The organism is Streptomyces sp. NPDC085931 (assembly GCF_044540565.1).
Lineage (GTDB): Bacteria > Actinomycetota > Actinomycetes > Streptomycetales > Streptomycetaceae > Streptomyces.
On the sequence record NZ_JBITSK010000003.1, the window covers coordinates 364,049 to 389,916 of the forward strand.

General features: G+C 73.7%; 20 protein-coding genes. 9 read left to right on the plus strand and 11 right to left on the minus strand.

The window, feature by feature from the left end; translation table 11 throughout:
* Nucleotides 1-106 precede the first annotated feature (106 nt).
* Together ACIGAN_RS07645 and ACIGAN_RS07650 are read left to right on the plus strand one after the other, a co-directional pair.
* Nucleotides 107-1,852 (plus strand): glycoside hydrolase domain-containing protein, encoded by a 1,746-nt coding sequence (locus tag ACIGAN_RS07645; protein WP_399855851.1) that lies wholly within the window; start codon nt 107-109, stop codon nt 1,850-1,852.
* A 10-nt stretch (nt 1,853-1,862) separates the two neighbouring features.
* Entirely contained in the window at nt 1,863-2,801 is a 939-nt protein-coding gene (locus tag ACIGAN_RS07650; RefSeq protein ID WP_399855854.1) for a penicillin-insensitive murein endopeptidase, read from the plus strand.
* Between the two features lie 29 nt (nt 2,802-2,830).
* On the opposite strand, the gene ACIGAN_RS07655 is transcribed toward ACIGAN_RS07650, so the two are convergent.
* The gene (locus ACIGAN_RS07655; RefSeq protein ID WP_399855856.1) at nt 2,831-3,709 is read right to left on the minus strand and encodes an alpha/beta fold hydrolase; all 879 of its coding nucleotides are present in this window, start codon (nt 3,707-3,709) and stop codon (nt 2,831-2,833) included.
* Between the two features lie 111 nt (nt 3,710-3,820).
* Here ACIGAN_RS07655 and ACIGAN_RS07660 point away from each other — a divergent pair, with 111 nt between their 5' ends.
* Nucleotides 3,821-5,758 (plus strand): BTAD domain-containing putative transcriptional regulator, encoded by a 1,938-nt coding sequence (locus ACIGAN_RS07660; RefSeq protein ID WP_399855858.1) that lies wholly within the window; start codon nt 3,821-3,823, stop codon nt 5,756-5,758.
* A gap of 91 nt (nt 5,759-5,849) precedes the next feature.
* On the opposite strand, the gene ACIGAN_RS07665 is transcribed toward ACIGAN_RS07660, so the two are convergent.
* Together ACIGAN_RS07665 and ACIGAN_RS07670 are read right to left on the minus strand one after the other, a co-directional pair.
* Nucleotides 5,850-6,533: an adenosylcobinamide amidohydrolase gene (locus ACIGAN_RS07665; protein WP_399855861.1), complete on the minus strand. Its 684-nt coding sequence runs from the start codon at nt 6,531-6,533 to the stop codon at nt 5,850-5,852.
* Between the two features lie 431 nt (nt 6,534-6,964).
* Complete coding sequence (locus ACIGAN_RS07670; RefSeq protein WP_399855864.1) at nt 6,965-8,203, minus strand: serine hydrolase domain-containing protein; 1,239 nt, start codon at nt 8,201-8,203, stop codon at nt 6,965-6,967.
* A gap of 300 nt (nt 8,204-8,503) precedes the next feature.
* On the opposite strand from ACIGAN_RS07670, the gene ACIGAN_RS07675 reads away from it, so the two are divergent.
* Nucleotides 8,504-10,405, plus strand: coding sequence for a rhamnogalacturonan lyase (locus ACIGAN_RS07675; RefSeq protein ID WP_399855865.1), 1,902 nt, complete (start codon nt 8,504-8,506; stop codon nt 10,403-10,405).
* 177 nt (nt 10,406-10,582) lie between these two features.
* Here the strand turns inward: ACIGAN_RS07675 and ACIGAN_RS07680 are convergent, their stop codons facing one another.
* Nucleotides 10,583-10,861 carry a GlsB/YeaQ/YmgE family stress response membrane protein gene (locus tag ACIGAN_RS07680; protein ID WP_362280087.1) on the minus strand — a complete coding sequence of 93 codons (279 nt, stop codon included), beginning with the start codon at nt 10,859-10,861 and terminating at the stop codon, nt 10,583-10,585.
* A 228-nt stretch (nt 10,862-11,089) separates the two neighbouring features.
* On the opposite strand from ACIGAN_RS07680, the gene ACIGAN_RS07685 reads away from it, so the two are divergent.
* Nucleotides 11,090-12,070 (plus strand): VWA domain-containing protein, encoded by a 981-nt coding sequence (locus ACIGAN_RS07685; RefSeq protein ID WP_399856242.1) that lies wholly within the window; start codon nt 11,090-11,092, stop codon nt 12,068-12,070.
* A 93-nt stretch (nt 12,071-12,163) separates the two neighbouring features.
* Here ACIGAN_RS07685 and ACIGAN_RS07690 read toward each other — a convergent pair whose 3' ends face one another.
* From ACIGAN_RS07690 to ACIGAN_RS07700, 3 genes are all read right to left on the minus strand, one after another.
* The gene (locus ACIGAN_RS07690) at nt 12,164-13,243 is read right to left on the minus strand and encodes an enoyl-CoA hydratase/isomerase family protein (RefSeq protein ID WP_399855867.1); all 1,080 of its coding nucleotides are present in this window, start codon (nt 13,241-13,243) and stop codon (nt 12,164-12,166) included.
* 259 nt (nt 13,244-13,502) lie between these two features.
* Complete coding sequence (rph, locus tag ACIGAN_RS07695; RefSeq protein WP_399855870.1) at nt 13,503-16,103, minus strand: rifamycin-inactivating phosphotransferase; 2,601 nt, start codon at nt 16,101-16,103, stop codon at nt 13,503-13,505.
* A 215-nt stretch (nt 16,104-16,318) separates the two neighbouring features.
* Nucleotides 16,319-17,524, minus strand: a complete 1,206-nt coding sequence (locus ACIGAN_RS07700) for an MFS transporter (RefSeq protein ID WP_399855872.1) — start codon at nt 17,522-17,524, stop codon at nt 16,319-16,321.
* A gap of 88 nt (nt 17,525-17,612) precedes the next feature.
* On the opposite strand from ACIGAN_RS07700, the gene ACIGAN_RS07705 reads away from it, so the two are divergent.
* The gene (locus tag ACIGAN_RS07705; protein ID WP_399855875.1) at nt 17,613-18,374 is read left to right on the plus strand and encodes a DeoR/GlpR family DNA-binding transcription regulator; all 762 of its coding nucleotides are present in this window, start codon (nt 17,613-17,615) and stop codon (nt 18,372-18,374) included.
* A gap of 60 nt (nt 18,375-18,434) precedes the next feature.
* Here the strand turns inward: ACIGAN_RS07705 and ACIGAN_RS07710 are convergent, their stop codons facing one another.
* The 3 genes from ACIGAN_RS07710 to ACIGAN_RS07720 are packed head-to-tail and all read right to left on the minus strand — an operon-like array spanning nt 18,435 to nt 20,845.
* The gene (locus tag ACIGAN_RS07710; RefSeq protein ID WP_399855877.1) at nt 18,435-19,196 is read right to left on the minus strand and encodes an alpha/beta fold hydrolase; all 762 of its coding nucleotides are present in this window, start codon (nt 19,194-19,196) and stop codon (nt 18,435-18,437) included.
* A 28-nt stretch (nt 19,197-19,224) separates the two neighbouring features.
* Entirely contained in the window at nt 19,225-19,764 is a 540-nt protein-coding gene (locus ACIGAN_RS07715) for a gluconokinase (protein ID WP_399855880.1), read from the minus strand.
* Nucleotides 19,765-19,798: 34 nt separating this feature from the next.
* The gene (locus tag ACIGAN_RS07720) at nt 19,799-20,845 is read right to left on the minus strand and encodes a glucose 1-dehydrogenase (protein ID WP_399855882.1); all 1,047 of its coding nucleotides are present in this window, start codon (nt 20,843-20,845) and stop codon (nt 19,799-19,801) included.
* 370 nt (nt 20,846-21,215) lie between these two features.
* On the opposite strand from ACIGAN_RS07720, the gene ACIGAN_RS07725 reads away from it, so the two are divergent.
* On the plus strand, nt 21,216-22,121 hold the full coding sequence (locus ACIGAN_RS07725; protein WP_365090269.1) for an NAD-dependent protein deacetylase: 906 nt from the start codon (nt 21,216-21,218) through the stop codon (nt 22,119-22,121).
* Nucleotides 22,122-22,152: 31 nt separating this feature from the next.
* Here the strand turns inward: ACIGAN_RS07725 and ACIGAN_RS07730 are convergent, their stop codons facing one another.
* Nucleotides 22,153-22,419, minus strand: coding sequence for a DUF6199 family natural product biosynthesis protein (locus ACIGAN_RS07730; protein WP_365740621.1), 267 nt, complete (start codon nt 22,417-22,419; stop codon nt 22,153-22,155).
* 135 nt (nt 22,420-22,554) lie between these two features.
* Here ACIGAN_RS07730 and ACIGAN_RS07735 point away from each other — a divergent pair, with 135 nt between their 5' ends.
* Both ACIGAN_RS07735 and ACIGAN_RS07740 read left to right on the plus strand, forming a co-directional pair.
* On the plus strand, nt 22,555-24,540 hold the full coding sequence (locus ACIGAN_RS07735; RefSeq protein WP_399855886.1) for a protein-arginine deiminase domain-containing protein: 1,986 nt from the start codon (nt 22,555-22,557) through the stop codon (nt 24,538-24,540).
* A gap of 173 nt (nt 24,541-24,713) precedes the next feature.
* The gene (locus ACIGAN_RS07740; protein WP_399855888.1) at nt 24,714-25,868 is read left to right on the plus strand and encodes a serine hydrolase domain-containing protein; all 1,155 of its coding nucleotides are present in this window, start codon (nt 24,714-24,716) and stop codon (nt 25,866-25,868) included.

Genomic DNA, 25,868 nt, shown 5'->3' on the forward strand with positions numbered 1-25,868 from the left:
CAGCCACTGACGCCGGGACCCGCACCGCTGCCCGGCACGGGCCGCAACAGCCGCGCCGCTGCGCCGGGTTGTCCCCCACTCCCCCACACCGAGCAGGAGTGCCCTGATGTCGTCCCTCCCCCTCCTGCGCGCCCTGGCCGGAACGGCCTCGCTGGCGCTGCTCGCGGGTATCGGCGCCCTGGCCCTTCCCGGGCCGGCCGCGGCGGACTCCGCGCCGGGGAACCGGCGGACCGTCGCCTACCACGGCTACCGCCTCCAGGTGCCCGCCGACTGGCGGGTCGTGGACCTGGCCGAGCACCCCCGCGCCTGCCTGCGCTTCGACACACCCGCCGTCTACCTGGGCGAGCCAGGAGACCGGAACGACTGCCCGGCTCGGGTCGTCGGCCGGACGGCGGGCATCGTCGTCGAGCCGATCACCGCGCGCTCCGCCGGCCGGACCACGGAGGCGACGGCCCGGGCACCGCGGGGCAGGGCCACCGCCGCGTCCGCCCCGTCCGGCGACGGCACCATCCAGATCGCCGTCGAGGACGCCGGGGTCCTCGTCACCGCCGCCCACACACCGGGCACCGAAAGCCTCGTGCGCGGCGTCCTCGCCTCGGCCGAACTGACGCCGGGCGCCGAACGCACCGAGCTGCCCCGTGCCGGACGCCGCACCGCTGCCGTCCGGGCCGCGGCCGGACCGCAGCCGGGCACCTACCTGGGCAAGGGCTTCGACGCCTGCACCGCGCCCTCGCAGGCCGCCATGGACGCCTGGTGGTCCGGTTCGCCCTACCGCGCGGTCGGCGTCTACATCAGCGGCTCCTTCCGCGGCTGCGCCCAGCCGAACCTGACCCCGGGCTGGGTGACCGAGCAGACCGGCAAGGGCTGGCGCCTGATCCCCATCGACGTCGGCCGCCAAGCCCCGTGCACCTCCTACTCGTTGCGGATGTCCGCCGACCCGGCCACCGCCAGGTCCCAGGGCGTCGCCGCGGCCGCCGACGCCATCACCGCGGCGTCGAACCTCGGCATCCCGGCGGGCAGCGCGCTCTACAGCGACATCGAGGCGTACACCTCGACCGCCTCCTGCAAGGCCGCCGTCCTGTCGTACCTGTCCGGCTGGACCGAACGGCTGCACGACGGCGGTTACCTGTCCGGCTTCTACTCCAGCGCCGCCTCCGGCATCAGGGACGCGGCCGAGGAGTACGCCAACGCCGCCTACACCCGCGTCGACCACATCTTCTACGCGTGGTGGAACGGCGCCGCCGACACCGACACCGGTCCCTATGTGCCGTCCACCCACTGGTCCGGACACCAGCGCATCCACCAGTACGCGGGCGAGGTCACCGAGTCCTACGGCGGCTACCCGATCACCATCGACCGCGACTACCTCGACGTGGGCACCGGCACGTCGCCCCAGCCCGGCTGCACCGGGGCGAACCTCGACTTCCCCGCCTACGGCACGCTCCGCGGCGGCTCGACCGGCCCGCTGGTACGGGCGGCCCAGTGCCTGCTGCGGGCCGCCGGACACGACCCGGGCACCCCGGACGGGATCTTCGGCCCCGCGACCACCACCGCCGTGAGGAACTTCCAGTCCGGCGCCGGGCTCACGGCGGACGGTGTCATCGGCTCCAGGACGTGGACCGCGCTGCTGTCCCTCGGGAGCACGCCGACCCTCCGGGACGGCGCGACGGGCGAGGCCGTCACCCGTCTGCAACGCGCCCTGACCGCCGCGCTGGGCCGGACGGTGACCATCGACGGCGTCTTCGGCCCGGACACCGCGCAGGCCGTGCGCGACTACCAGTCCGCACGCGGCCTGACCGCCGACGGCATCGTCGGCACCGCCACCTGGAGCGCCCTCCAGTCAGGAAGGTGAGGAAGACATCATGCGACAACTCGGCCGCGTCATCACACTGTTCGCGGCGGTGGCCGCCCTCCTGCTCGGAGGGGGCCTGCCCGCACAGGCCTTTCCGCAGGCCGCGTTCCCGCTGACGAGCAGCGGCAACCGGGGCACCGACGTCGTCGCGCTGCAGCACCTGCTGGCCGCGCACGGCCGCCCCGTGACCGTGGACGGCGTGTTCGGCTCCGGCACCCGCGGCGCCGTCGTGGCCTTCCAGCAGTCCGAGGGACTGACCGCCGACGGCATCGTCGGCCCCGCCACCTGGGACGCGCTCGCCGTCACCGTACGCCAGGGCGACAACGGTCCCGCGGTACGAGCCGTCCAGTCGCTCCTCAACGCCAAGCGCTCGGCGGGCCTTTCGGCGGACGGAGCCTTCGGCACCGCCACGCAGACGGCGGTCCGCGCCTTCCAGTCGCACGCCGGGATCGGCGCGGACGGCGTCGTGGGACCGGCCACGTGGAAGAACCTGCTGTGGCACTACGAGAACATCGACTTCGGCCCGGGCACGATGTGCGCGCAGAGCCCCGACGGCAACGCGGACGCGCACTGGGCGACAGCGGGCGCCGTCGGCCAACTCGAAGCGGCCGCCGCCGCGTTCGCGGGTACCGGCAACGGCCCCCTGCCGGTCGGCGACGCGAGTTTCGAGCACGGCGGCGACATCCCCGGCCACGCCAGTCACGAGGTCGGGCTGGACATCGACGTGTGGCCCGTCCGCACCGACTCGGCCCAGTGCACCGCGGGCCGCATCACCTGGCAGTCCTCCACGTACGACCGCGCCGCCACCCGCCGTCTCGTGCAGGAGCTGCGCGCGAAGGCCCCGGGCCATGTCGCACTGATCTACTTCAACGACCCCCAGCTCATCGCGGAAGGCCTGACGACGAGCTACCCCAACCACGACAACCACCTGCACATCCGCTACCGCTGAGGCCACCCGGCCAGGCGGAGGACCGCGGTTCACCGGGTCAGCAGGTGCCGGATCGCCGTCGTGATCTCGTCGGGGGCCTCCTCGGCCATGAAGTGGCCGGCCCCGGTCAGCCGGTGGTCCAGGTCCGGTGCCCAGGCCCGCCAGACCGCGGCGGCGTCGTAGCCCAGCCGTGCGCCCCAGTCCTGCTGGACGACGGTCACGGGCATGGCGAGCTGCGATCCCGCGTCGAGATCCGCCTGGTCGTGCGTGAGGTCGATACCGGCGGAGGCCCGGTAGTCGGCGACGATCGACGTCACCGCGGCGGCGCTCGCGCGCAGGTACTCGGCCCGGATCTTCGGCGGCATCGCGCTCGGGTCGCCGGTCCAGGCGTCGAGGAACGAGCCGAAGAACACGTCGGCGCTGTTGGCGATCATCGCCTCCGGCACGCCCGGCGGCTGCGCCATGAGGAAGAGGTGGTAGCCGACCGCCGCCGGGACGCCGTGCAGCACGTTCCACATGTCGAGCGTCGGCACGATGTCGAGGAGGCCCAGGTGGGTGACGGTCTCCGGGTGGTCCAGCCCCGCCCGGAAGGCGACCAGGGCGCCCCGGTCGTGGCCGACGAGCGCGAGGTGCTCGTGGCCGAGGGCCCGTGCCGCGTTCACGACGTCGGCGGCCATGGTGCGCTTGGCGTACACCTCGGGGCCGGTGGCCGCCGGCTTGTCGCTGGCTCCGTAGCCGCGCAGGTCGGGACAGATCACGGTGTGCTCGGCGGCGAGCCGTTCGGCGACGTGCCGCCACATCAGGTGGGTCTGGGGGAAGCCGTGCAGCAGCACGACCGGGCTGCCGCTGCCGCCGACGGCGGCGGCGAGCTCCACACCGTCCGCACCGGGCAGGCGGACGTGGTCGAAGCCGGGGAGAGCGAGCGTCATGGGAAAGCCGTCCTTCACGTGGGTCGGTGACGGGTTCAGCCTGCGCGAGGGCGATCAGCAGCCGATCAGTGCGGCCGGGCGCGGCCCGCGCCGGACACGGAGGATGGGGGCATGCGAATCGACGTGCTCGGAGCCGTGCGGGCCTTCCACGACGACGGCGAACCGGTCGGCCTGGGCGGGCCCCGTCACCGTGAGGTGCTCGCCCGGCTCGTCGCCGCCGAGGGGCGGATGGTCACGACCGACACCCTCGTCGACGACCTGTGGACCGATCCGCCGGCGCGCGCCGTGGGCGCCGTGCGCACGTTCGTCGCCGCGCTGCGCCGCGCCCTGGAACCCGACCGGCCGCCGCGCGTCCCGCCACGCGTCCTGGTCACCGAGGGCCCCGGCTACGCACTGCGCCTGCCGCGTGCGGACGTGGACGTGCACCGGTTCGAGGACGCCCTGGCCCGCGCCCGTCGCGACCCCGGCGCCGTCGACGGCCTCGGTACGGTCCTCGCGTCCTGGCGGGGACCCGCCTACGCCGATGTGACCGGCTCGGCGTGGGCACAGCGCGAGCGGACTCGGTTGGAGGAGCTGCGGCTGGAGGGGGTGGAACTGCGCGCCCGCATCCTCCTCGACTCCGGGAAGGGGACCGACCTCGTCGCCGAACTGGGCGCCCACGTCGGCGAGCATCCCTGGCGGGAACCGGCCTGGGAACTGCTCGCCCGCGCCCTGCACCGGGCGGGCCGCCGGGCCGACGCGCTGGCCACGCTCCGCCGTGCCCGCACGATGCTCGTCGATCAGCTCGGGCTCGACCCCGGCGCCGGCCTCCGGCGCCTGGAGACCGGCATCCTCAACGGGACCGTGCCGGGCGCGGATCCACGGACGCCGTGGACCGGCTCCGGGGCCCGGTTCGGCCCGCGCACCACCGTGGATCTCGCGCGCACCCTGGCCCTGGCGGGCGGTGACGCCCTGGTCCACTCCCGGCGCGACCGCCTGGCCGCCGTCGAGGCGGCGCGACGTACGGGAGACCTACTGCTCACCGCCCGGATCATCGGCGCCTACGACGTGCCCGCCCTGTGGAGCCGCGCGGACGACCCCGGGCAGGCCCGCGCCGTCGTCGAGGCCGCCGAGCACACCCTCACCGCGCTCGGCGCCGACTGCCCCACCGACCTGGCGGCCCGCCTCCTGGCCACGGTCGCCGTCGAGAGCCGCAGCGCCGGCCTGTCGGAAGCCGGGCTGGAACACGCCCGGCGGGCGGCCCGGAAGGCGGAGGCCCTGGCCCGGGAGCTGGCCGATCCGGCCCTGCTGGTGTTCGCCCTGAACGGTGTGTTCCTGCAGTCGTTCACCCGCCCCGGGCTCGCGGCGGTACGGGACGGCATCGGCGCCGAGATCCTCGACGTGGCCACCCGGCACGGGCTGCCGCACTTCGCCGTGCTCGGCCGGCTCGTCCGTCTGCAGTCCGCCTCGGCGCTCGGCGACCTCGACGCCGCGGCCTGCCACGCCGAGGCCGCCGAGCGGCTCGCCGCCCGTACGGAGGCGCCGCTCGTCCCCGTCCTCACCGGGTGGTTCCGGGCCAGGGTGACGGCCGCGCGCAGCACCGCACCGGGCGGGCCGAGTGCCGCCTCCTCGGCGGCGCGCTACCGCGCCGCCGAGGAGGCCCTGAGGACGGCCGGCATGCCGGGACTGCACCGCGGCCTGTTCCCGCTCGCCCTGCTGGGGCTGCGACTGCTGCACGACCGACCCGCACCCACCGATCCGGGCCTCGACTGGGGCCCGTACCTGCCGTGGGCGCGCCCGCTGGTGCTGCTCGCCCGGGAACGGGACGAGCAGGCCCGTGCCGCCCTCGCCGCGGTGCCGGAGCCACCGCGTGACCACATGCAGGAGGCCCTGTGGTGCCTGACCGCCCGGGCGGCCGTCCGTCTCGGCGAACGCGGCATCGCCGCACGGGCCGCCGCCGCCCTGCGCCACGCCCGTGCGGAACACGCGGGCGCCGCGTGCGGCATGCTCACCCTGGGCCCGGTGACGCGGTACCTGGCAGAAGCGGAGGCGTGCGCCGAGGCGGGCTGAGCGACAGGGGCCACGGGCGGGCCTTTGCCCACGCGGCACGGCCGGAGGCCCCGCCCCAAAAGGCCCCCTTCACCGCCCGAGAATGCCGTCGTCACAGCGCACGGGACGCCGCGCTCAGCACGGCTCCGTGGACGGCGCGGGCCAGGCGGGAACCCCACAGGGATCGCGATCCGGCGAAGGCGTGGGGCTCCCGGCCGGGGTCCGTGCGCGCGGCGACGCACACGGCGTCGGTGGGAGTGCCGGAGCAGTCGTAGCCCGCTTCGAGCAGCGCCTGGACCTTGGCTTCCGTGGCGGTCGCGACCGCGTTGACCAGGGCCGCGTCGGTCAGCGCCACGGGCAGCGCGACGATGATGTTGACGGTGCCGGGCCCGGCGGGCGCAACCGCGCTCCCGGCGGGAGCGGCGGCCCAGCCGCGCACGCCGAGCCCCGCGGTGACGACCGCTTCCACGCCCGCGTCGCATGCGAATCCGTACGACCGGACGTCGGCGGCCGTCATCAGCCCGACGCCCTCCCCCCGGGCGCCGGCGTCCCGGGCGAGGCCGGCGAGATGCCGCTCCGGGTCGGTGCGCCGGTACCCGTGCGACACCTGGGCGTTGAGGACCCACGCGCGTCGCCCCAGGCCACCGCCGAGCACCGCGCTGCTGATCATCCGCCAGTCGTCACCCGCCCGCCACACGAGTCCGTGCAGCCGTTCACCGTCCTCGACGCGGGTCAGGTGCTGCAGGCGCAGCAGCCCGGGGGCGGCCGGCTGGGGCGAGGGAAGGACGGCGGTCACCGGTCGGACACTCCTCAGGGACGGGGCCGGACGATCCTATGTCCCACCGTCACGGCCGGAGCCCCCGAGCCCTCGACCCCCCGACCCCCCGAGCCACGGAGCCACCGAGCCACGGAGCCACCGAGCCACGGAGCCGCGGGATCCTGGCACCGGATCCCGGGACACCAGACCGCGCCGGTGGGCCGACACGGCTCCGCCGCACGCGGCCCGTGGTGTTCCCGCCGGGGGCGGAAGACGCCATTCCGTGCTGCAGTCGGGTCATGGCCTCACCGACCGCGCACAGCGACGACACCCCAACGAGCCCGGGGACCCGCGAGCGCCCTTCCCGGCTGGTCGACATCACGGTCGCCCTGCTGCTCCTGGCCGCCGACGCGGTCATCGTCGTCGTCGCCGTGATGCTGTCCGTCGCGGTCGGTCTGGGCACCGCGCCGTCACCGCACGCCTCGCCCACGGCGCACTCCCGCGACGTCTCCGTCGTGGTCTGGCTCGTCGTCTGGGGTTTTCCGGTCGTGGCGGCGACCGGCGCCGTGGTCCACGCCCGTCTGCGGATGCCGGTCACGGCCGTGGTGCAGGGCCTGTTCACCCTCGTCTGTGTCTTCCTGGCCGTGGTCTGGACGCGCATGCTGGCGTGACGCGCTCACGGGTTCGCGACGCCCCGCGGGCCCGCCCGGTTCCCCGCTCGGCCGGTGCCGCCGCGTCTGCGCGGGGCCGCCGGGTCGTTCGCCCTGTGCCGGGGGCTGTGCGGCTCGGCCGGCGGCGGCCACGATGCCGGGCACCACGTCGAGGGCGGGCCGCCAGCCGGGGCGCAGCGCCGCCTGTGCCCCCGTCGTCACCGTGACGAGGGCGAGCGAGGGGACGACCACGACGTGCTGTCCGGCGTACCCCCCGGCGAAGAACGCCCGGTGGCCGGCCATTTCCGTCACCCACCACAGGTATCCGTAGCCCACGTGCTCCGGCGGGCCTCCGCCGGTGTGCGGGCGGGTGGCCTCGGCGGCGTACTCGGCGTCCAGCAGCCGCTGCCCGTCCGGGGCGACCCCTCCCGCGGACCACAGGCGGCCCAGCGCGACCAGGTCGAGCGGGGACAGGCGCAGATGCCCGAAGCCGTAGGGCAGCCCGTCCGGATCGCGGGGCCAGTGCGGGCGGGCGATGCCGAGCGGGGCGAAGAGGCGGCGGACGGCGTACGTCCCGACGTCCTCTCCCAGGGCGCGGGCCAGGCAGGCGGCGAGGACATGGGTGGCGCCGTTGTCGTACCTGAAGCGCGTGCCGGGAGCCGAGAGCCGGGGTGCCGTCAGGAGCTTGTGCGTCCAGCCGCCGGGGAGCCGCATGACGGCGTCGATGTCCCACTCCCCGCCGGGGTCGCCGCCGCCGGTCATGGTCAGCAGCTGCCGCACGGAGACCCGCCGGACCGGCTCGGGCACATCGCCCAGCAACCCCCCGATAGCGGCGTCGAGTTGGAGGCGCCCGTCCCGGATGGCGCAGCCGGCGAGCGTGGACAGCACACTCTTGGTGACCGAGAAGACGTCTCCCGGTTCGTCCACCGCCCGCCGGCCGTACGCGTGCGCGGCGACGAGGCGGTCGCCGTGCGCCACCACGAGGTGCTCGGTGTGCGCGAAGGCCGGTTCCCGGCGGATCCGCGCGTCCGCCCCGGCGACGGCGCGGTCGATGGTCAACGCTGTCCTCCCTCGGTCCGGAGGCATCGTCGGCGCTCCAGCCGTTCGCGCACAAACGCTTTACGAACGCTCCCGTCCCACCGAACGAATGCGACTGCGTACGCCTCGAGTCGACGCCCGTATCGCCCGACGCAGTGTTCTGGGCACGTGCACACCTGTCAATCCGTCAGACACGAAGAACTCACGGATCCGCACAGGTGCGAACAGCGGACTCGACAGAATCCTTGACGAGGCATCAGCCCGTTCCTACCCTCCCCCTCGTGGGAGCGTTCCCACCCCCCCCACGCCCCGGAGGTCACCGTGCCCCTGTCAGACCGGCGTCCCCGCACCGCGCCACGATCATGGCGACCACCCCACCGGCCGGGCGGCCGGCTGCTCGGCACGATCTCCGCGGCGGCCCTGGCCGTCTCCGCGCTCGTGGCCCTGCCCCAGACGGCCCAGGCGGCGACCGCCCGCCAGGTCGAGAGGCTCGACCGCGGCCTGACCAGCGTCCACACCCCCAACGGGAACCTGGTGTCCTGGCGCTGGCTGGCCACCGACCCGAACGGCGTCTCCTTCAACGTCTACCGCGACGGCACGAGACTCAACTCCGCGCCTCTCACCGCCTCGACGAACTACTTCGACGCGGGCGCCGCGGACTCGGCCGACTACACGGTGCGCGCGGTGGTCGACGGCGCGGAACAGGCCGCGTCCGCACGCGCGCTCCAGTTCCGCACCGGCTACAAGGACGTCCCCATATCCCCGCCCGCCGGGGGCACCACCCCGGACGGGGTGGCGTACACCTACGAGGCCAACGACGCTTCCGTGGGCGACCTCGACGGCGACGGCACGCTGGAGTTCGTCCTGAAGTGGCAGCCCACCAACGCCAAGGACAACTCCCAGTCCGGCTACACCGGCAACACGATCGTCGACGGCATCAGGCTCGACGGCACCCGCCTGTGGCGCATCGACCTGGGCCGCAACATCCGCTCCGGCGCCCACTACACGCAGTTCCAGGTGTACGACTACGACGGCGACGGCAAGGCGGAGGTCGCCATGAAGACCGCCGACGGCACCAGGGACGGCACCGGCGCGGTCATCGGCAACTCCGCGGCCGATCACCGCAATTCCAGCGGTTACGTCCTGTCCGGGCCCGAGTACCTGACGATGTTCGACGGCCTGACGGGCAAGGCGATGCAGAGCGTCGAATACGTCCCCGGCCGGGGCACCGTCTCGTCCTGGGGCGACTCCTACGGCAACCGCGTCGACCGCTTCCTGGCGGGCACCGCCTATCTCGACGGCTCACGCCCCTCCCTGATCATGGCGCGGGGCTACTACACCCGGACGGTGATCGCCGCCTGGGACTGGCGCAACGGTTCCTTCACCCGCCGCTGGACCTTCGACACGACCTCTTCCACCAACAGCGGCAAGGGCTACGACGGCCAGGGCAACCACAGCCTCTCCGTCGCCGACGTCGACGCCGACGGCAAGGACGAGATCGTCTACGGCGCGATGACCGTGGACGACAACGGCAGCGGGCTGTGGACCACCCGGCTGGGGCACGGCGACGCCGGCCACGTCGGTGACCTCGACCCCTCCCGCGCGGGCCTGGAGTACTTCAAGGTCTCCGAGGACACGAGCAAGCCCGGTTCCTGGATGGCCGACGCCCGTACCGGCCGGCTCCTGTGGCAGACGGCGTCCGGTGCCGACAACGGGCGGGGCGTCGCCGCCGATGTGTACGCCGGCAGCGCGGGTGCCGAGGCCTGGTCCGCCGCCGACACCACCTTGCGCTCGGCCACCGGCGCCTCCCTCGGCCGGGAACCGTCCAGTGTCAACTTCCTGTCCTGGTGGGACGGCGACCCCGTCCGCGAACTCCTGGACGGCACCCGCATCGACAAGTACGGCACCTCGGGCGACACCCGCCTGCTGACCGGCTCCGGCGTCTCCTCCAACAACGGCACGAAGGCCACGCCGGTGCTGTCCGGTGACATCCTCGGCGACTGGCGCGAGGAGGTCGTCTGGCGCACCAGCGCCAACACGGCCCTGCGCATCTACGGCACGCCGCACCAGACGGGGACGCGCATCACCACGCTGCTGCACGACACGCAGTACCGCACGGCCCTGGCCTGGCAGAACACCGCCTACAACCAGCCCCCGCACCCGAGCTTCTTCCTCGGCAACGCCATGCCGGCACCGCCCCGGCCCATCGTGTACACACCCTGAACCCCACCCCCGGTACGCCTCGACGCGATCCCGCTGCCGCGCACGACGGTGACCGCCCCGGCGGCCGGAGAGGCGGTCCGAGGCGGTCCGAGGCCCCATACACCTGGGCGGCTCCCGCTCCTGCGAACAGGAGGGGAGCCGCCCAGAGGTGTGTGCGGAGTCTGCGCCCGCGACCGGTCAGGCGTGGCGGTGCGTGCGCCGGTTGCCGGTGACGAGGCGGTAGAGGGCGAGCAGGATCATGGAGCCGACGATCGCGGCGATCCAGGTGGAGAGCTCGAAGAACCCGTCGATGGAGTCGACGCCGAAGATGACCTTGCCGAGCCAGCCGCCGAGCAGACCGCCGGCGATACCGATGAGCATGGTGATGATGATGCCACCGGGGTCCTTGCCCGGCATCAGAGCCTTGGCGATGACGCCGGCGAGCAGCCCGATGATGATCCAAGCAATGATGCCCATGATGCCTCTCTCACTTCGTCGTATAAAAGCTGTGTTAGCTCTTCGGGTGCACAGATCTGGCCCGAACAAACGTCTCCCTCCGGTAAAGAACCGTCGGCACGCGACCAAGATCGATTGTCAGTGGCGGGTGAGAAGGTAGGAACATCGCCGGAACGAGGGGGAGTCGTGACGACCGGAACCCAGAACTACATCAACCACGTGGCTCTTGTGCTGGACGCCAGCTCGTCCATGTCGCACCTGAGCGGCAAGGTGGTCGAAGTGGCCGACCAGCAGATCGCCTACCTGGCCCGCCGTTCGAGGGAGCTGGACCAGGAGACCCGCGTCACGGTGTACGTCTTCGCCGACAAGGTGGAGTGCGTCATCTACGACAAGGACGTGCTGCGCATGCCGTCGCTGAAGCAGCTGTACCGGCCCGGTGGGATGACGGCCCTGCTGGCCGCCGCGCTGAAGTCGCAGCGGGAGCTGGCCCAGACGGCCCAACTGTACGGGGACCACAGCTTTCTGACGTTCGTGCTGACGGACGGCCAGGAGAACGCGAGCCACCGGTGCGCGGACGCCCCCTCCCGGGACCCGCGTGAACTGGTGCAGGCCGTGGCCCACATGATGGAGACCCAGCAGGACAACTGGACCCTGGCCGTCCTGGTGCCGGACCAGATGGGCAAGCGCGAGGCCATGCAGTGCGGCTTCCCCAGGGACAACATCGCCATCTGGGACGCCACCAGCACCCAGGGCCTCGAAGAGGCCGGACAGGTCATCCGGCAGGCCACCGAGAACTTCATGGTGGGCCGCACCCAGGGCATCCGGGGATCGCGGGCGGTGTTCTCCACCGGCGCGGACGCCGTCAACCAGGACACCATCAAGGCGGCCGGGCTCACCCCGATCGACCCGTCGGAGTACCAGCTGATCCCGGTGGCCCGCGACGCGGGGATCCGGGAGTGGGTCACCGAGTGCGGGCACACGTACCGCACGGGCGCGGCGTTCTACCAGCTGAGCAAGTCCGAAAAGGTCCAGGCGCAGAAGCAGATAGCGGTGCTGGAGAAGAAGACCGACCGCGTGTACACGGGTCCCTCGGCCCGGGCCCTGCTGGGCCTGCCGAACACGGAGGTGCGCGTCAAGCCGGACCACAACGACGACTTCACCATCTTCGTGCAGAGCACCAGCGTCAACCGCAAGCTCGTCTCGCACACGCGGCTGCTGCTCATGCTCTGACCCGCCGGCAGGTGCTTGCTCCGGCCGCCCGGCGCGCGGGTGCGCGGCACGCCGGACGGCCGGACCGCCGAGCCCCGCGGGCCGGCGGCAGCGCTACCGATGAGGATCCGCGGGGTCCCCGCACGCCGCGCAGAGGCCGAGTTCGGACGCGCCCAGCGGGGTGAAGAAGCGTTCCACGTCGGCGTCCGTGACCTCGGCGAGGGTCTTCGGCGACCAGCGCGGCCTGCGGTCCTTGTCGACGACCTGGGCGCGGATGCCCTCGACCAGGTCGGGTGTGCCGAGGGCGGCGCAGGAGACGCGGTACTCCTGGTCCAGGACGCGCTCCAGCAGGCCGAGTTCGCGGGCCCGGCGCAGGGCGGCGAGGGTGACCTTGAGGGCGGTCGGTGACCTGGTGAGCAGGGTCTCGGCCGCGTCCTTGGCGGCGGGATCGCCGTGGGCGAGCAGCCGGTGCACGATCTCTTCGACGGTGCCGGCCGCGTAGCAGGTGTCGATCCAGTCGCGCTGGTCCTCCAGCACTCCGGGCGGGGGCGTGCGCACGACGCCGGCCAGCGCCTCGGTCACGGGCAGCTCGGCCAGGGAGTCCAGCAGAGGGCGCAGCGAGGCCGACGGCACATAGTGGTCGGCGAGTTTGCACAGCAGCGCGTCGGCGGCGCCGGCCTGCGCCCCGGTCAGGGCCAGGTGCGTGCCCAGCTCGCCGGGGGCCCGGGCGAGCAGGTGGGTGCCGCCGACGTCGGGCACGAAGCCGATGCCGGTCTCGGGCATGGCGACCCGGGACCGCTCGGTGACGACGCGGACGCTGCCGTGGGCCGAGACGCCGACACCGCCGCCCATCACGATGCCGTCCATCACGGCCAGGTACGGCTTGGGGTAGCGGGCGATCCGGGCGTTGAGGCGGTACTCGTCGCGCCAGAACGCCCGGGATGCGCAACCGTCGCCGTCGCGGGCGTCGTCGTGGATGGCGCGGATGTCGCCGCCGGCGCACAGGCCCCGCTCCCCGGCGCCGGTGATCACGACGGTCTCCACGGCGGGGTCGGCCTCCCACGCGGTGAGCGCCTCGTCGATGCGGCGGACCATGGTGTGGGTGAGGGCGTTGAGGGCGCGCGGCCGGTTGAGCGTGATGTGGGCGGCGCGTCCGGTGGTGTGGAAGAGGACGGGTTCCTCGGCTCCGCTCATCGGCGCCCCTCCCCCTGGGCCTGGACGACACGCATGGTGCAGTTCCTCTCCGGGTTCCGGTGGGCGACGGCGCGGGACGCCCCGTCCGCTCCACGGCCGGCGGCGCACGGTCGCGCCGCCACCGTGCCTACGGTGCCCGATGCCGTGCCCGGACGAGTCGGCGGGGTGGACGGGGGACCGCAGCCGCCGCGCCCGCCGGGGCCGGCCGGCCCGCGAGCCTGGGGCAGGGCCCGCGGACCGGCCGCACCCGGGCGTCCGGTCAGGGCAGGATCTCGACGTACCCGTCGCTTCCGTGGACGCGGATGCGCCGGCCGTCGCGGATGAGGCGGGTCGCCCGATCGACTCCGACGACGGCCGGCAGACCGTACTCGCGGGCGATCACGGCGCCGTGCGTCATGAGGCCGCCCACCTCCGTGACCAGACCCGCGATGCCGACGAACAGGGGTGACCAACTGGGGTCGGTGTGGGCGGTGACCAGGATGTCGCCCGCCTCCAGGTGGGCTTGTGCCATGTCCAGCACGACGCGGGCCCTGCCCTCGACGGTCCCGGCGGACACGGCCAGCCCGATCAGGGCACCGGCCGGTACGTCCTCGCGTCGGTACGCCCCGTTGAGGGCCTCGCCGTCCGAGGTGAGCACCCGGGGCGGGGTGAGCGCGCATTGCGACCGGAACGCCTCCTTGCGCTGCCGGACGAGGCCGGCGTCCACCCGCCGGGAGCGCACCGCGTCGTGGAACTCCTGGAACGTGAGGTAGAAGACGTCCTCCGGCTCGGCGAGCGCACCGGCCCGCACGAGCCGCCCGGCCTCCTCCAGCAGGGCCTGCTTGTAGACGAAGTAGCGGCTGACGATGCCGTACTTGGGGTACTCCCGGTATCCGATGAAGGTGCGGACCCGGTCGATCATCCGCTTGGTCTCGTCGGCTTTCCGGTCTCCGTCCGGCAGGGCCCGCAGGCGTGCCAGGACGTCGTGTTCCTTCTTGCGCGCCTCCCGCAGCCCTTGCTCGAAGCGCCGCCGGGCGGCGCCGGGTTCGAAGTTCCTGACGTTGTCGAGGATCGCCGGCACGAGGGTGCCGGGGCGTTCCCGCCAGCGGGGCCGGGTGATGTCGATCTCGCCGGCGCAGCGCATGCCGTACCGGTCGAGGTAGGCCTCGATCGCGTCGCGTGCTTCGCTCCCGCCGGGGAGTTTCGGCAGCTCGTCCAGGAAGTCGTCGCCCTCGGCGCCTTGGAGGAAGGCCACCACCCCCGGGTGCGGGCGGATGACGTCGGCGACGTCGAGCAGGGCCAGTCCCATCTCCGACGTGATGTTTCCGGGGGCGGACAGTGTGAGCGTGTCGGCCGCGTTCTTCTCGCCCAGCCACTCCTGGAGCTTGTCGTTGAGCCACCAGGTGGCCTCCATGCCGGCCATGACGGCCTGCATGCTCAGCGGATCGCCGAGGACCCGCTTGTGCTCCTCGAAGGCCTCCAGCAGGAAGTCGAACAGCTCGGGTCCGCTCTTCGTGCGGATCTCGCGCCTCAGGGCGGCGACGGACGCCTCGCTGCGCTCGATCAGCTCGGTCACGATGGCCGGGTCGGTCTCGATCGGGGTGGGGGCGGCGCCGCCGGCCGGTGGTCCGGCGGGGCCGGTGTCCGGCGACGAGGGGATGAAATCGCCTCGTTCGAGGACGGTCTCCAGGGCGTCCCGGACCAGCGGATCGCCCCGGCCCATGATCTCCAGGAGGCCGGCGCGGCTCGCGGGTGCGGCCAGGCGCCGGGTGACGTCGACGAACAGCCTGCCTCCGGCCTCGTGCATCGGCGCCATGGCCGTCAGGCGCCACATGGAGTGCCCCAGGGGCTTCATGGCGTCGGTCATCATCTGCTGGTGCCCCACGGAGACGTAGACGTGGTTCTCCCCGTCACCGGTCTCGGGGACGGGGAACAGGGTCGTGATCGGCCGGCTCTGGACGATCCGGACGTCGTCGTCGACCAGGCACCACTCGATGTCCTGGGGGTGGCCGAAGTGCGCCTCGATGCGCCGTCCCAGGCGCACGAGCCGCAGCGCCTGCTCGTCCGTCAGCGCCGGCTGCCGCTGCCGCCGCGGGTCGATCTCCACCTGCTGGGTGCCGCCGCCCGGCAGGGCGTGCACGGCACGCTCCTTGGCGGCGATCGTCCGGGCGACGACCTCGCCGTCGCGCACCGTGAAGACGTCCGGGTTCACCAGGCCGGAGACCAGGGCCTCGCCGAGGCCGAAACCGGCGTCCACGACGGCGGTCCTGCGGTTGCCGGTGACGGGATCGGCCGTGAACAGGACGCCGGCCGCCTGCGGGAAGACCATCCGCTGCACGACGACGGCCATGTGCACCGTGCGGTGGTCGATGCCGTTGCGCTGCCGGTAGGTCACAGCCCGGTCGGTGAACAGCGAGGCCCAGCAGCGGCTGACGTGCCGCAGAATCTCCGCCGTCCCGATGACGTTGAGGTAGGTGTCCTGCTGGCCGGCGAACGAGGCCGTCGGCAGGTCCTCCGCCGTCGCGCTGGAGCGGACGGCGCACGCGGTGTCCTCGCCGAGGCGGGCGAGGGAGCGGACGACCGACGCGGCGACGTCGCCCGGGACGCCGGCCTCTTCGACGGTGCGGCGGATCCGCGCGCTGAGCGTGCGGATGCCCTCCCGGTCGTCCGGCTCCACCCGGGCCAGCCGATCGAGCTCGTCCGCGAGGGAGGGCGCCTCGGCCATCGCCCGCCGGAAGGCGTCCGTCGTCACGCAGAAGCCGTCCGGGACGCGGACGCCCTCGATGCGGGACAGCGCGCCCAGGTGCGCGGCCTTGCCGCCCGCGACCGCGACCTGCGCCCGGTCGATCTCCCGGAGGTCCAGCACGTACGGCTCGGTCATCGCGGCACCCCCGTGGCAGCCGTGCTCCGATGCAACAACAACTCACGCATGTAGTGCCCCGTTTCCGCAGGTCGTGGTCTCGGCCGACGATTCTGCGCCCTGCCCGGGGCCTTGCCGCAAGCCCCCCTGTGCGCTATACCTTGAGACAGGCAAGGAGATCTCTCTCCTTGCCTTCGCTGTTTTCGGCCACCGGTGCGCACCCCCGGTCGCCGCGATCACCCGCCCGATGCCGTCGAGGGCGCCGCGCTGTCCTGAAGCTCCTTCCGGGGGCCGGGCCGAAGGATGCCGGCCCCCGCTGCGGCGGTCGCGCAGAACAGGGTGAGCAGCAGGAACGTGTGGTTGAGGGCCATGAGGTGGGTCATCCAGCCGATGACGGCGGGCCCGGCGAGCATGCCGATGTAGCCGAGCCCGGCGACCCGGGAGACGTTGGTGCCCGCCGCTGCGGGGTCGGTGTGCCCGGCGGCGCTGAACAGTTGCGGGATGCAGCCGGACAGGCCCAGTCCGAACAGTGCCCAGCCGGTCAGGGCCGCCCAGATCCAGGGCGTCAGGGCCACGATCGTGATGCCGACGGCGGCCAGAGCGGCGCCGTGGCGCAGGACGGCGACCGGCCCGAAGCGCGCGGAGATCCGGTCGGCCAGGAGCCGGCCCGCGGTCATGGTGGCCGCATACGTCCCGTAGGCGAAGGCGGCGGTGCTCTCCGGCGCGCCCAGGACGTCCTCCAGGTGCAGCACGCTCCAGTCGTTGGCGGCCCCTTCGCAGAGCATGACGAGCAGGGCCAGGACGGCCAGCAGCCAGATCCGGCCGGGAACGGCGCGCTTGCCCGTCCCGGACCCGTCGCCGGCGTCCGCCGCGGGGGCGTGCCGCACGGCCGGCAGCAGTCCGCGGGCGGCCACCAGGGCGACGACGACGCCGACGCACGCGGCGGTGCCCAGCGTCGCGGCCGGGCCCCAGCCGGCGTCGGCGGCCGCGGCACCCGCGACGGCGGCCAGGACACCGCCGACGGAGAACGTGGCGTGGAACGCCGACATGACGGGCCGCTCGTACGCCTTCTCGACCTGCACGGCATGGGCGTTCATGCTGACGTCGAGGGTGCCGTTGCCGAAGCCGAAGAGCAGCAGGGCCGCTCCGAGGGCCCAGGGCTCCCCGGCGAGACCCGGCAGCACCAGGGTCGCCCCGCACAGCACACCGGCCAGCGGGACGACGGTGCGGGTGCCGAGCCGGTCGGACAGCCGCCCGCCGATCTGCATGCCGACGAAGGCCCCGGCCCCCAGCAGCACGAGGAAGCCGCCCAGGGCCGCGTGACTGATGCCCACGCGCTCCTCGATGGCCGGGATCTGCACCACCCACATGCCCAGCAAGGTGCCGTTGAGTACGAAGTAGACGAAGGTCGCGACGCGAGCCACCCGCAGGGTTCTTTCCATGCGGAACACCATAACGAACAGTTTCCATGTTTGAAACGACGGCTTCCAAACGTCCTTATCGTTCGAAGTCATGGTGTTGAATCACCGTATGAGCACCGCGGAACGCCACCGACTGATCGCCCAGGCCGTCCAGGAGGCCGGGACGGCCACCGTCGCCGAGCTCGCCGGGCTGACCGGCGCCTCGGAGATGACCATCCGCCGCGACCTGGACCACCTGGCCGCGCAGGGCGTCCTCGAACGGTTCCGCGGCGGCGCGCGCACCCTCCTCCTGCGCGGCGACGAGCCGCCCTTCGCGCTGCGCGCCCATGAGGCCGTCGACGCCAAGCGCCGTATCGCGGCGGAGGTGGCCGCGCTCGTCCAGGACGGCGAGACCGTCCTGCTCGACAGCGGTACGACCTGCCTGGAGGTCGCGCGCCTGCTGCACGGCCGGCAGGTCACCGTGATGCCGCTGTCGCTGCAGGCGATCGCGCTCCTGAGCGACGCCCCCGAGCCGACCCGGCTCCTGGTCCCCGGCGGGCGGCCGCGCGCCGGGGAGGGAGCCCTCATCGGCCCCCTCACCCTCGCCTCCCTGGCCGCGCTGCGGTTCGACACCGCCGTCCTGGGCTGCTGCGGGCTGAGCGCCGACGACGGCATGACCGCCTACGACCTCGACGAAGCGGCGGTGAAGAAGGCGGCGATCGCTTCCGCGCGCCGCATCGTCGCCGCCGCCGACGGCAGCAAACTCGGCCGCACCGCCCAGGCCTACGTCGGACCCCCGGCCCTGGTGCACGTCCTCGTCACCGACACCGCCGCCCCCGCCGACGAGACCGAGGCGTTCGAGAGCCGCGGCGTCGCCGTCAAGCGGGTCTGAACCCGGCGGAGACGGCGGACCGGTTCGGCGGCGTACTCCCCGTCCGGGAGCGGCGACGGGTCACGGCCACCCGGTGCGGGCCCCCGCCAGGATCTCGGCGGTGACGGCGGGGTGGGGGTGGGGGAACGCGTGTGCGCCCGGTGCCCGCAGGGCGCGGCCGGTGGCCGCGCGGCGGGCCAGGTGCCCGGCCCAGTCCGGCGGGCACAGGGCATCCCGCTCCCCCGCCAGGACGGTGACGGGGCAGGCCACCGAGGGCAGGACGTCCTCGGGCGCGTCGGCCTGGGCCGACCGGACGCAGGCCAGCAGTCGTCGTGGGCCGGCCTTCAGGTAGGTGGGCAGCACGGCCGGGACGACGTCCGGCGGCTCGTGGACCACCGTGCGGGCGAGCGCGCCGAGGAGCGGTCGCATCCGCCGCAGGTGGGGCGGAAAGGTCGGGGAGAGCAGGACCAGGGCCCGGACCCGCTCGGGGGCGCGCACGGCCGCGTGCAGCGCCACCTGGGCGCCGGTGGAGTGCCCGGCGAGCACGACCGGCGCCTGCGGCACCACGGCCAGCCAGCGGGCCACCGTCTCCGCCAGCGGCCCGAGCGTCTCGGGACAGGCCTGCCCCGAAGGGTCGCGGAAGCCCGGCACGTCGAGCAGCCGGGCCGGGCCCGAGCGGGCGCAGTGTTCCAGGGTGCGCAGCAGGTACCCCGGCGCTCCCAGGCCCGGCACCAGCACGATCGGGGCGTCCCGCCCGTCCTGTCGCCGCGTTCCCGCGCTGCGCACCACGGCCGCGCCGACCCGGTCACGGCTGACGTGCAGATGCGGGGGCGGCTGCGGCATGGCGGGCGGGTACCCGGGCCCGCCCCGGTCATGGCCTCCCGTCGGCCTCGCCGGGCGCGGTGGGAGAGACGACGGCGGCGTGGGCCAGGGCGGCGGTCTCCTCGGGCGTGCCGTCGATCGGGACGGCCGCGCCCGCCTCGTCCTCCCCCAGCGGTTCGAGGTCGGCGAGCTGGCTGCGCAGCAGGTCGGGCGGCATGAAGTGGCCGCGCCTGGCGGAGATCCGCGCGGCGATCAGTTCGGGCGAACCGTCGAGGTGCAGGAAGAACACGCGCGGTGCGGCGGAGGCCAGCCGGTCGCGGTAGCGGCGCTTCAGCGCCGAGCAGGCCACCACGCCCCCGCTGACCGCGTGGCCGGACAGCCAGCGCGCGATCTCCGCCAGCCAGGGGCGGCGGTCCTCGTCGTCCAGCGGGTGGCCGGCCCGCATCTTCGTCACGTTGGCCTCGGGGTGGAAGTCGTCGCCCTCGGCGTAGGGCACGCCCAGGCGTCGTGCCAGCGAGCGGCCCACCGTGGTCTTCCCCGAGCCGGACACACCCATGACCACGACCAGCGGAGCGGAGCTGTGAGACATCCAGAACTTCCCTTCGGTAACTCGTCGCCGGCGGCTAGAGCTCGACGACCACCTTGACGTCGTCCGGCTGCGGCGTGAACGCCTCCGTCGCGCGTTCCAGCGGCACCCGCCGGGTGATCATGCGCTCCAGCCAGGACAGGTCGGCCCGGGCCAGGGCGTCGGCGGCCTGCCGGTAGTGACGCAGGTTGGCGTTGACCGAACCGACCACCGCGTCGTTCTGCAGCACGATCTCCCGGTTGAGGGCGCCCGCGTCCACGGTCATCCTGCGCCCGGCGGGTGACACCCCGGTCAGGCACACCACCCCGTAGGGCGCGGTGCCGGTCAGCGCGGCGAGCACGGGCTCGTTCGCGCCGGTCGCCTCGATGACGACGTCGGGGCGGACGGCGGTGATCACGCGTTCGGTGTCCTCGGCGTGGTACGTGGCGCCCGCGTCCCGTACCAGGCCGGGCTTGGGGCCGTCGGTCACCCGGTCCAGGACGTGCACGTCCAGTCCCCGCTGCGCGCCGAGGAGCGCGGCCAGCAGGCCGATCGGGCCCGCCCCGGTCACCAGGACCCGCCGGGGCTCGAACCAGGAGCGGCCCCCGACCCGCTCGATCTGTTCCCAGGCCTTGGCCACCACGGTGGTCGGCTCCATGAGCACGCCGACGCGGTCCAGCTGCGGCTCCAGCCTCACCGCGTACTCGGCCTCCACGCACCACGCCTCGGAGCCGTAGCCGTCGAGCTCCTTGATGCCGCGCTCGGTGTAGCGGCCGTTGCGGCACATGTCGAACTCCCCGCGGGCACACGCCCCGCACGGTTCGGGGTCCGGGCGGCGCACCACCCCGGCGACCAGGTCACCGGCCGAGAAGCCGCTTCCGGCCGGCGCCCGCCGGACCCGTCCGAGGGACTCGTGTCCCAGGAGGAGCCGGTCACGACCGGGCGGTGCCGTGCCGTACTCGCCCCGCGCGATCTCCTTGTCCGTGCCGCACACGCCCATCGCCAGGCCGTCCACCAGCAGCTCGCCGGCCGCCGGGGCGGGGTCGGGCACCTCCCGCACCTGTGTGGAGTCCTTGGTGCCGGGCCGCACCGTCACCGCACGCATCACTCACCTCGTCCCTCGCTCGGTCGGCGCTGAACCGGTACGCGCCGCTGTCCGACCGTCTGTCCCGGATCGAGGGTTTCAGCACCCGCGTCACCACGACATCGCCCTGCGCAACTCCGGCCTGCTGCTCGGCGCCGTCGCCCTGGCCCCGGCTCGCGGCGCGTCACCAGGGCGCGGGAGACCCGAGCTGACGCCGTCCGGTCGCCTTGGCCGGACGGCACCACCATGCGCCGGGTGGCCGGACAGCTGCGGTGCCGCCCAACGGGGGGAGGACGACGGCCCGCGTCCTCCGTCGGGCGGGCGAGCGCAAGCCCGCCCGGGCGCGGACCGCGCCGCCCCGTCGAGGGCCGCCGTTCCGTACCCTGACGGCATGCGCATGCGCCCCACCCTGAGCTGGACCCCCGGCGAGGACCTGCCGCCGGGCACCACGGACCTGGAGCCGGTCGCCGACGCGCTGCGCGGCGGCGGGGTGCTCGTGCTGAGCGGTGCGGGCCTGTCCACCGAGTCGGGCATCCCCGACTACCGGGGCGAGGGCGGCAGCCTGAGCCGGCACACGCCGATGACCTACCAGGACTTCGTCGCCGGCGCGCAGGCCAGGCGCCGCTACTGGGCGCGCAGCCACCTCGGCTGGCGCACCTTCGGCCGGGCCCGCCCCAACGCCGGGCACCGGGCCGTGGCCGCGTTCGGACGGCACGGCCTGCTCGCGGGCGTCATCACCCAGAACGTGGACGGCCTGCACCAGGCCGCCGGCAGCGAGGACGTCGTGGAGCTCCACGGGGCCCTGGACCGGGTGGTGTGCCTGTCCTGCGGAGCCCGCAGCCCACGCCGTGAGCTGGCCCGGCGGCTGGAGGAGGCCAATCCCGGCTTCGAGCCCGTGGCCGCCGGCCTCAACCCGGACGGCGACGCCGACCTCACGGACGAACAGGTCGCCGGTTTCCGGGTGGTGCCGTGCGCGGTCTGCGGCGGCATCCTCAAACCGGACGTGGTGTTCTTCGGCGAGGCCGTGCCGCCGCAGCGCGTCGAGCACTGCCGCGCGCTGGTCCGCGCGGCCGCCTCGCTGCTGGTCCTCGGGTCCTCGCTGACGGTGATGTCGGGCCTGCGTTTCGTCCGTCAGGCGGCGCGGGACGGAAAGCCGGTGCTGATCGTCAACCGGGACCCGACCCGGGGCGACCAGTACGCCCTCACCCGGGTCTCCCTCCCGCTGGGCACGGCCCTGACGACCGTGGCGGACCGGCTGGGCATCGCCGTCGAACAGCAGGCGGCGGCCGGCCCGTGAGCGCGGCGGGTGCGGCGCGGTTCGCCCGTGCTCACAGCGCCCGCAGCAGCATCCAGCCGGCCGTCGCGAGGAAGAGCACCCCGACCACGCGCTGCATCGCGTACCCCTTCGCCGTGGGTTCGGTGGCCTCGGGGTTCTTCACCCAGCCTCGCTGGAGGCGGCTGTTCAGCCGCCAGAGCAGTTGGGGGCGTACCACCTGGACCAGGCCCATGACCAGGAAGAGACACAGGATCGGGACGAGGGCCGGACTGGAACCGCCGTCCCCGGAAGCGGCCTGCAGCATCGATGCGTGAGACATGGACACCGGATGTCCTGAATTGCCGTCAGGAAACCGGGAGTCCACAGAACGGAAGCAACTGCGGCCCCACAGTGAACGCACAGCCACTCTCCCTCCTCTTGCAGGGCGAAAACCCGCAACTGAGAGGAACGTGCTGTGCGTTCACGTACACGTATACGTCCGCGCCTGTACCCGGCCGGGTCGGTGGTGCTGGCCATCGCCGCCGCGGGGTCCGTGCTGGCCGGCCCGGCCGGACCCGCGTCGGCCGCCGGCACGGTGGGACGCGCCGACCTTCGGGCGGATGTGAACCGCGACGGGCGGGTCGATGTCACCGGTGGCAGCGACAGCAGGGGCGAGGACGGCTGGTCCGTCGAGCGTGGCGCCGTCTTCCTGCCCAACATCGACGACGACGCCCAGCGGTGCCCGGTCACCGGGCCCGGCGGCTCCCCGCTGTCCGACGCGAAGCTGGCCGCGTGCAACGACGGCTCCGACACGCGAGTGAACGGCACCGCGGACGCCGCCGACCTCGCCCGGGTGCGATCCGTGCCGCTGCCGGGCCTGCCCGCGGACGCCAAGGGCTCGTTGAAGATCACCACGGGAGGCGACCACGCGCGTCTCTTCCTCAAGCGCGCCGGGAAGTGGGTGGCGGTGACGGCCCGGACCGGGCTGACCGCGGCCGAGTTGCGGGCCGGCGTGGAGTTCGGCGTCGAGGCCACCGACGTCGTCCGGGACAGAGCCGCGTGGGACGGCCGCGCGGTGGTCCGGCTGACGGTGGCGTCCGGCGGGCGCACCACCTCCGACGCCGTGACCCTGCGCGTCGCCCCGCTGCTGACCCACCATCACCTGCAGAACACCCAGCAGGTGATGGTGACCGAGGTCCAGGGCCAGGGGCCGTACAGCCGGCTCCAGCAGAAGTTCGTCGCCGAACTGGCGAAGGAGGTCGAGAAGGCCAAAGTCACCACTCCGCTGGTCAAGTTCACCAAGTACGCCGACCCCTGGGCCCAGGACTTCGTCGAACCGGCCTACGTCAGCATGACCGGGCCGGGCGGCCGGCGGCACGTGATGCGCGTGATGCTGCGCTCCGCCCAGCCGGACCGCGACGCGGGCCGGGAGCTGTTCGAGAAGGTGCGCGGCCGGGACATCGGGGTCGTGCAGGTCACCGACCGGGCGGAGCCCGACGACTGGTCGCTCAACTCCATGGGGAACCTGGAGACCATCCCGCCCTACACGCACAACGGCCGTTCGTACCCGGCCGGGCGGATCATCATGGGCGAGCGCAAGGACAGCGGGGCGCGGCCGTCGAAGGTGATGCGGACCCTGCTCGCCTCGCAGGGCATGCAGGACCCGCTGCTGCTGGACACCTCCTGGCTGGGCGTGGGCCACGTCGACGAGTTCGTGCAGTTCCTGCCCGCCGACACCCCGCGCGGCTGGCGCCTCGGCGTCGCCGACCCGCAGGCGGGGCTGCGGCTGCTGCGTGACGCCCAGCGCGACGGCCACGGCAGGACGAAGATGTTCTCCGTCCCCGGCCGCAGCGACACTCCCGCGCCCGAGGAGACCATCGACCAGGCGCTCGCCTCCCGCCATCTGGTGGCCGACAACGAGATGGCGGCCCGGCGCATCGCGGCCAACCTGGAGATCCTCAAGCGCGAGACGGGCGTCACCGACGCGGAGATCGTCCGGGTGCCGGCGCTGTACACCCGTGATTCCGAGGCCGTGACCGCCGAGGGCCGGGAGGTGCCCGTGCCGCGGCTGTCGCGCATGGGCGCCGGCTCCGACGTGGTGGACAGCCTCGGGGACTTCGGCCAGCAGAAGTGGCTCGCCGAGAACCCGGCCGGGCGGCGTGCGGCGGCTGCCGGGACGGTGGAGACCAGCGCGTACGTTCCCGGCGCGGTCAACGGCGTGCTCCTGACCCGCGACCGCTACCTCGCTCCGCGCCAGTGGGGGCCGGTCGTCGAGGGCAAGGACCTGTTCACCGAGGCCGTGTCCGCCGCCTACCGGCGGGTCGGCGTGCAGGTGTCGTACATCGACGACTGGTACACGTACCACCTCGGAATGGGTGAGGTGCACTGCGGCACCAACACCCTGCGCGACGCGACGGCCGCCTGGTGGCAGGGTCCGGCGGCGCGCCGCGACGGGGTGTAGCCGGCGGCCGGTTCGGCACGCGGCCCGGGGCCGGGTCCGCCGTCGGCGTCGCCGCGGCCGGTCCGGCCCGGGTGGTGCCAGGTACACCACGTCTTCGCCGCCCAGCCCCACTGATCTTCGCGGCCGTTCCTGGAAACGTCGTCGGTGCCGAACTCGACGACGGAGGAACGCCGATGAACCGGAAGATCACCTCGAGGCTGCGCAAGACCCTGCTGGCGGGGGCGGCGGCGGTCCTGGTGGGCGCCACCGTGACCGACGCGGCGGTGGCACGCCCGCCGTCCGCGTCGCCCCTGCAGAAGAGCATCGACTCGCTGGTGAGCGAGGAGGGGTTCCCGGCCGTGCTGGCCACGGTGAACAAGGACGGCCGGACGAGGTCGCTGGTGGCCGGGTCCGCCCGGCTGGGCGAACGCGTGCCCGTCCCCCGTGACGGTTACGTCCGGGCCGGCAGCAACACGAAGACGTTCACCGCCGTCGTCGTCCTGCAACTGGTCGCCGAGGGCAGGGTCCGCCTGGACGAGCCCGTCGAGACGTACCTGCCCGGACTGGTGCGCGGCAAGGGCATCGACGGCCGCCGCATCACCGTCCGGCAGCTGCTGCAGCACACCAGCGGCCTGCCCAGCTACACCGACCACCTCGGGCTGGAGGACTTCGAGAAGATCCAGCACCGGTTCTTCCAGCCCCACGACCTGCTCGCGACGGCACTGGCCCACCCGGCCCACTTCCCGCCCGGCACCCGGTGGAAGTACAGCAACACCAACTACCTGCTGGCCGGGCTCCTGATCGAGCGCGTCACCGGCCGTCCGGTGCAGGAGGAGATGACCCGACGCGTCATCAGGAAGGCCGGGCTGCGGCACACCTACTGGCCGCAGGCCGGCGACCGGAGCCTGCGCCGGCCCCATGCGCACGGCTACGCGCTGAGCGACCCGCGCACCCGCCGGGTCATGGACGTGACCGAGATGGACCCGTCCTGGGGCGGAGCCGCCGGCCAGCTGGTCTCGACCCCCGGTGATCTGGCGGCGTTCGCCCGGGTCCTGATCGACGGCGGACTGCTGCCGGCCCGGCAGCTGGCCGAGATGCGCAAGACGGTCGACGCCCCGCTGCTCCCGGGCTGGCGGTACGGGCTGGGCGTGTTCAGCGTCCCGCTCAGCTGCGGCGGCGTGTACTGGGGGCACGGCGGCGACATCGACGGGTACGAGACCCGCGGGGGCGCCACGGACGACGGGCGTTCCGTCGGCCTCGCCGTGACCGCGCTGCCGGGCACCTTCGGCGACGCCGAGCAGGGGGCCGTGGCCGTGATGAAGTCCGTGGACACGGCGTTCTGCGCTTGA

Coding starts and splice junctions, on each gene's coding strand:
- ACIGAN_RS07645 (WP_399855851.1), top strand. CDS start 107: ATGTCGTCCCTCCCCCTCCTGCGCGCCCTGGCCGGAACGGCCTCGCTG.
- ACIGAN_RS07650 (WP_399855854.1), top strand. CDS start 1,863: ATGCGACAACTCGGCCGCGTCATCACACTGTTCGCGGCGGTGGCCGCC.
- ACIGAN_RS07655 (WP_399855856.1), bottom strand. CDS start 3,709: ATGACGCTCGCTCTCCCCGGCTTCGACCACGTCCGCCTGCCCGGTGCG.
- ACIGAN_RS07660 (WP_399855858.1), top strand. CDS start 3,821: ATGCGAATCGACGTGCTCGGAGCCGTGCGGGCCTTCCACGACGACGGC.
- ACIGAN_RS07680 (WP_362280087.1), bottom strand. CDS start 10,861: ATGGGCATCATTGCTTGGATCATCATCGGGCTGCTCGCCGGCGTCATC.
- ACIGAN_RS07685 (WP_399856242.1), top strand. CDS start 11,090: ATGTCGCACCTGAGCGGCAAGGTGGTCGAAGTGGCCGACCAGCAGATC.
- ACIGAN_RS07690 (WP_399855867.1), bottom strand. CDS start 13,243: ATGAGCGGAGCCGAGGAACCCGTCCTCTTCCACACCACCGGACGCGCC.
- rph (WP_399855870.1), bottom strand. CDS start 16,103: ATGACCGAGCCGTACGTGCTGGACCTCCGGGAGATCGACCGGGCGCAG.
- ACIGAN_RS07700 (WP_399855872.1), bottom strand. CDS start 17,524: ATGGAAAGAACCCTGCGGGTGGCTCGCGTCGCGACCTTCGTCTACTTC.
- ACIGAN_RS07705 (WP_399855875.1), top strand. CDS start 17,613: ATGAGCACCGCGGAACGCCACCGACTGATCGCCCAGGCCGTCCAGGAG.
- ACIGAN_RS07710 (WP_399855877.1), bottom strand. CDS start 19,196: ATGCCGCAGCCGCCCCCGCATCTGCACGTCAGCCGTGACCGGGTCGGC.
- ACIGAN_RS07715 (WP_399855880.1), bottom strand. CDS start 19,764: ATGTCTCACAGCTCCGCTCCGCTGGTCGTGGTCATGGGTGTGTCCGGC.
- ACIGAN_RS07720 (WP_399855882.1), bottom strand. CDS start 20,845: ATGCGTGCGGTGACGGTGCGGCCCGGCACCAAGGACTCCACACAGGTG.
- ACIGAN_RS07725 (WP_365090269.1), top strand. CDS start 21,216: ATGCGCATGCGCCCCACCCTGAGCTGGACCCCCGGCGAGGACCTGCCG.
- ACIGAN_RS07730 (WP_365740621.1), bottom strand. CDS start 22,419: ATGTCTCACGCATCGATGCTGCAGGCCGCTTCCGGGGACGGCGGTTCC.
- ACIGAN_RS07740 (WP_399855888.1), top strand. CDS start 24,714: ATGAACCGGAAGATCACCTCGAGGCTGCGCAAGACCCTGCTGGCGGGG.